6 protein-coding genes are annotated in these 5,381 nt (G+C 58.2%); all 6 read right to left on the reverse strand.

Annotated elements, in window-relative coordinates:
* A partial coding sequence (locus tag WCA53_RS24470) for a FoF1 ATP synthase subunit A (protein WP_423916525.1) occupies positions 1–401 on the reverse strand: 401 nt, incomplete at its 3' end.
* A gap of 213 nt (positions 402–614) precedes the next feature.
* Positions 615–1,181 (reverse strand): ATP synthase subunit I, encoded by a 567-nt coding sequence (locus WCA53_RS24475; protein ID WP_423916537.1) that lies wholly within the window; start codon positions 1,179–1,181, stop codon positions 615–617.
* A gap of 672 nt (positions 1,182–1,853) precedes the next feature.
* On the reverse strand, positions 1,854–2,795 hold the full coding sequence (locus tag WCA53_RS24480) for a ParB/RepB/Spo0J family partition protein (RefSeq protein ID WP_423916527.1): 942 nt from the start codon (positions 2,793–2,795) through the stop codon (positions 1,854–1,856).
* 38 nt (positions 2,796–2,833) lie between these two features.
* Entirely contained in the window at positions 2,834–3,604 is a 771-nt protein-coding gene (locus tag WCA53_RS24485) for a ParA family protein (protein ID WP_423916529.1), read from the reverse strand.
* An 84-nt stretch (positions 3,605–3,688) separates the two neighbouring features.
* The gene (gene rsmG / locus WCA53_RS24490) at positions 3,689–4,357 is read right to left on the reverse strand and encodes a 16S rRNA (guanine(527)-N(7))-methyltransferase RsmG (protein WP_423916531.1); all 669 of its coding nucleotides are present in this window, start codon (positions 4,355–4,357) and stop codon (positions 3,689–3,691) included.
* Positions 4,354–5,381, reverse strand: a 1,028-nt coding sequence (locus WCA53_RS24495; RefSeq protein WP_423916534.1) for an FAD-dependent oxidoreductase, incomplete at its 5' end; no start/stop codon positions are given. The genes WCA53_RS24495 and rsmG, both read right to left, overlap by 4 nt.

The raw sequence follows: 5,381 nt of genomic DNA on the forward strand, positions 1-5,381 counted from the left end.
GCCGTCGACAATCCCAGCCAGCCGATCACGCGACCCGGCAAATCGACGGGGATGAAGTCGAGCGAATTCATGAGCGCGACCCAGACAAACACGGTCAACGCGAGCGGGGCGATGAAGCGGCGGCTGCCGTGAATCATCGACTTCGACTGGTCTTCCACCATTTCGACCAGCATCTCGATGGCGCACTGGAAACGCCCCGGCACACCGGAGGTCGCCTTGCGCGCGGCCAGGCCGAGAATCGCGATCGTGACGAGGCCGCACAGGATCGACCAGAACAACGTGTCGATATTCCAGACGTGGATATCGAAGATCGACGTCTGATGTGAGGTGGAAAGATTCTGCAAGTGGTGCGCGATGTATTCCGACGGATCCATCGCGCGCGTTCCTTCGCTAGCTGCCATAACGTTAAAGCCACCCAAATTGTCGAAAATCTTGCGTCTCTGCCCGTGGGATCCCCGAACCGCCTGTTCGTTGCGGCTCGCAGGGCACGTGCCCGCGTGCAGGATCGAAATCCGCACGAATTATTTTGCTCTGATACCGTTGGCGCTGTGCCGTTTATACGTGTCCTGCGCGTGCTGCTTATTCTGCTTGTTCCCACGCCTCATCTCGATTGGCTACTTCCACGCCATCGCGACCCAGTACGTCTTCAGCGCGACGAGGTAGGTCACGAGAAGCGGCACCCACAGCACGCCTTTATAACCGTACGCAATAGCCGCGAACATGGCGATAGTCGCGCCCATCTTGATCGCTTCGCCGATCACCCAGCTCGCCACAGTTTCGGCGCCGCTCTTCGCCTTCAGGCGCGCCGCAAACAGCCCACTCGGAACCCAGCAGATCGCTCCTCCGAGGAACGCCGACAGCGCAGCAGCGCCCGGTGGACTGTAGAACAGCCACCATGCCAACGTCACACACAGGGACAAAACCATTTGCGCCGCCACGACCTTGAACGGCGTGACACGCGATGGACGACTCACATCAGGACCGAACAGCGTCTCCGCTTCCGCCCGCGTGAGCGGAACGATTTTGTTGTCCTGTGCTGATTCGATTGCTTCTGCGTCCCACGATTCGTCGAACGACGGATCAGGCCGACGAGGGGAAACGATAGGCTTGCCTTCAGTCGAGCGCAATTGCCGCCCGCTCTGTGCGCCTTCCGGCGCTCGATCCTGCTCTCGCACCGCCATCACGCTTCTCACCAAAGTCAGTCACAACCACGCATTCTTGGGCTTCGATTGCTCGCTAGCCTGAACACCTGGAGCCCGGATTATCGTCCACACTTACGTCGCGCTTTCGAGATCGGCAAGCTGATAAATCCGGGCGATTGTAAGCGATTGTTGTCACAGATTCAATAGTTTAGCTGCATCAAAAAACAAGCAGACGCCCCTGAAAAACCGGTCTCAGAACCGAGACTTCGCTTGCTCGTACAAGCAGTTTAGGTCGGATGAAGCGTAGAAAGGCCGGATGTCGTCATATACCGCTTTCAGGACGGATCTCGCGAGAATCGAGTCGTCTTCTTGTGCGAGGCGATATTGCAACGATACTGAATAAACGGCGTGGCGCATTCGAGACATACCGGGTCGTTCTGGGTCGGCGCGGCATTTCGTCACATCCTTGCTTGGAGGAATATGGCAGCTATTGGCCGAGCAAACCGGTGTGCGATCGCCAGACTGGCTTGTTGTGGGTCATGGCCCCGGGAAACGCGCGGTGTTGCGCCCTTGGGATAGCGGGGCGGCGCGAATAATCCTGGAATGGCGTTTCGTCTGAGTTCAGCGCCCATCGAGCTCGCGCGCATGTTCGTGCCGCGCCGGCCCCAAGGCGCCCCGCCCTGCTTTGATGCTATGCGCCTGGGTTCAAGCTCAAGCGACCGCTTGCGTCGCGCCGTCGATGCCATTCATCTTTGCGCCCGTCACTGATTCAGTTTGCCCAGTTCGCAGACGTCCGAGAATGCCCTCCAGCGCGTCGAGATCGCCGAAATCGATTTGCAGCTTGCCGCGTCCTCGCCCGCTCATCTTGATTTTCACGTTCGCCGACAGCAGATCCGACAACTCCTCTTCAAGCCGGCGCGTGTCACGCCCGCCATCGTTCGCGAGTCGCGCCTTGGTGGCGGGGACTTCCTTTGTCGTGGATGAAACGAGTTTCTCGGTCTCGCGCACCGACATGCGCTTGTTCACCACCTGGTTTGCCAACTGGATCTGCGTGGCCGCGTCGACGGCAAGCAACGCGCGTGCATGGCCCATATCGAGATCGCCAGCGAGCAGCATCGTTTGAACCGGCACGGCGAGGTTGAGAAGCCGCAGCAGATTCGACACAGCGCTGCGCGAGCGGCCAACCGCTTCGGCCGCCTGTTCGTGCGTGAAATCGAATTCATCGAGCAGGCGCTGGATGCCCTGCGCCTCCTCCAGCGGATTCAAGTCCTCGCGCTGGATATTCTCGATCAACGCCATCGCCGCGGCGGTCTGATCTGGCACATTTTTCACGAGGACGGGAACCTCGTCGAGCCCAGCCAGCTTGGCTGCCCGAAAACGTCGCTCGCCCGCGATAATCTCGTACTTGTCGTCGCCAATTTCGCGCACGAGAATCGGCTGCATCAAACCCTGAGCACGGATACTGGCCGCCAGTTCCTGGAGCGCACCTTCGTCCATGCGCGTACGCGGCTGATATTTGCCCGCCTGCATTCGGCTCAGCGGCAATACGGTCGGCAGACCCTCAGCCCGCACCGCTTCGCTAATATCCGAATTGCCGCCCAGCAACGCTTCGAGCCCACGTCCCAGCCCTTTTTTCTTCACCGTCGCGTTCATTTTGGTTCCTCGTTCTGCCATCTCGACGCCTTGTCCGTTTAGAGCGCGTGTACGCGCTCCATCATTTCCGTGCCGAACTGGATGTAAGCCTGCGCGCCTCGGGACGCGCGATCGAACACGACGCCCGGTAAGCCGTAACTCGGCGCCTCGGCAAGACGCACGTTTCGGGGAATAACAACATCGAAAAGCTTGTCGCCGAAATGCACTTTCAATTGCTCAGATACCTGTTGCTGCAGCGTGATGCGCGGATCGAACATGACCCGCAACAAGCCGATGACTTTCAGGTCGCGATTCAGGTTTGCGTGGACCTGCTTGATCGTATTGACCAAGTCCGACAAGCCTTCGAGCGCGAAGTATTCGCATTGCATTGGAATAACCACGCCGTGCGCCGCGCACAAACCGTTCAGCGTAAGGAGCGACAGCGCGGGCGGGCAATCTATCAGTATGAAATCGTAGTCGCCCAACACCTCCGCCAATGCGCTACGCAACACGCGCTCGCGATTCTCAACGGTCACCAGTTCAACTTCCGCGCCAGCCAATTCGCGATTTGCAGGCAACACGTCGTAGCGCACGGCGTCGCTACGAGTGCACGCCTCCCGCACCGTGACGCCATTCACCAGGACGTCGTAGATCGTGTTCTCGACGGTGGACTTGTCTATGCCGCTGCCCATCGTGGCGTTGCCCTGTGGGTCCAGATCGACCAGCAGAACTCGCTGGTCGAGCGCCGCCAGGCTCGCTGCGAGGTTGACTGCTGTCGTTGTCTTTCCAACGCCGCCTTTCTGGTTTGCGACGCAGAAGATTTTTGCCATCGTTTGTTATCCCTTGTTGCTTCGCTGTATGCCAGGCGTGCGCGTAATTTTGATTCAGTGTTTGCTTAATTAAAACCGCTTCAATCAAACCTCGATCTCGATGAGATGGCGCTCAGCATCGAGCATAGGCACCCGTAGGCGTTCAATGCTGCGTACTTCTGCCCCCAAGGGTAATAGCCGCGCGATCTCGGCGTCGGGCCTGACGCCTTTCATCGCCCAGATGCGGCCGTTCCCGGCTACGAGATGACGCGCCAGTGTAACGAAGTCGGAAAGCTCTGCGAACGCTCGCGAGACAATGACATCAAAAAGAAATGGCACTTCGACGCCGGGGCGCAACGTTTCAACATGCCCTGTGACCACGGAAAGATTACTTAGGCCCAACTGAAGCTTCGCTTGCGACTGAAACGCCGTTTTTTTATGAACGATGTCATTGAGGGTGACTTGCCAGTCGGGCAGTACGATTGCCATGACAATCCCCGGTAATCCGCCACCCGACCCGACATCGAGCGCCGACGACGGACCACGTCTGGACAGCGTCGGCACGATCGCAAGCGAATCCAGAATGTGCTGAATCAGCATCTGGCGGGGATCGCGGATTGCAGTCAGGTTATAAACCGCGTTCCATTTGGCGAGCAACGCTACGTAGTCGAGGAGCTGTTGCTTTTGCTGCTGAGAGACGTCGATATCGAGTTGATCGATTCCACTATCCAAAAGTGCAGTCAGATCGGGCTGCCCCGCTTCGCGCGTCGTCATTGGACCGAAGGCGCGCGACCGCGTCCCGATCGGCTGTTTATCGTGGAATCGGCGGACAACGCCGCGCGGCCCATGATTCGCTTCAAGTGCACCATCAGCAGCGAAATTGAAGCCGGCGTGATCCCCGAAATACGCGATGCCTGTCCAATCGTTTCCGGACGGAACTGCGTCAGCTTCTGCCGAGCTTCGAATGACAGGCCACGGACTTCAGCGTAATCAAATGATTCTGGCAGACGCGTGTTTTCGTGCGCTCCGTTCCGCTCGATTTCACCCGCTTGCCTGTCGATGTAGCCTTGGTACTTGATGGCTATCTCAACTTGCTCTTCAATCTGACCACGAAGGATTGCGTCCTCTGCGAGTACCACCTCGGCGCCCGTGTCGTTCTTCAGCGCGCAAACAGCGGCGTAGCTTATGCCCGGCCGACGAAGCAAGTCGGCAAGACTGTACTCGTGATCGATCGGCTTACCGAGCAACGCCACAGCATCTTCGACGGATAACGTTTTTGGATTAACCCAGGTGGATTTCAGGCGCAGTGTTTCACGTGAAACAGCTTCGCGCTTTTGCTCAAATACGTTCCAGCGGACGTCGTCAACCACGCCAAGCGTCCGGCCGATCTCTGTCAACCGCATATCGGCGTTGTCTTCCCGCAAGGACAACCGATATTCCGCGCGGCTCGTGAACATGCGATACGGCTCCGACACCCCTTGCGTCACCAAGTCGTCCACGAGTACACCCAGATAGGCTTCATCGCGACGCGGGCACCACGCATCTTTGCCTTGAATCTGCAATCCCGCGTTGATACCAGCGAGCAACCCTTGCGCGGCGGCTTCTTCATAACCGGTTGTTCCATTAATTTGCCCGGCGAAGAACAAGCCTCCAATCGCTTTCGTCTCAAGCGACGCTCTCAGCGCACGCGGATCGAAGTAGTCGTATTCGATCGCGTATCCCGGCCGCAAGATATGTGCGTGCTCTAAACCCTTCATCGAACGTACGAGTTCGAGCTGAACATCGAACGGCAGACTGG

Source organism: Caballeronia sp. (assembly GCF_049581465.1).
In the GTDB taxonomy this organism is placed as follows: domain Bacteria; phylum Pseudomonadota; class Gammaproteobacteria; order Burkholderiales; family Burkholderiaceae; genus Caballeronia.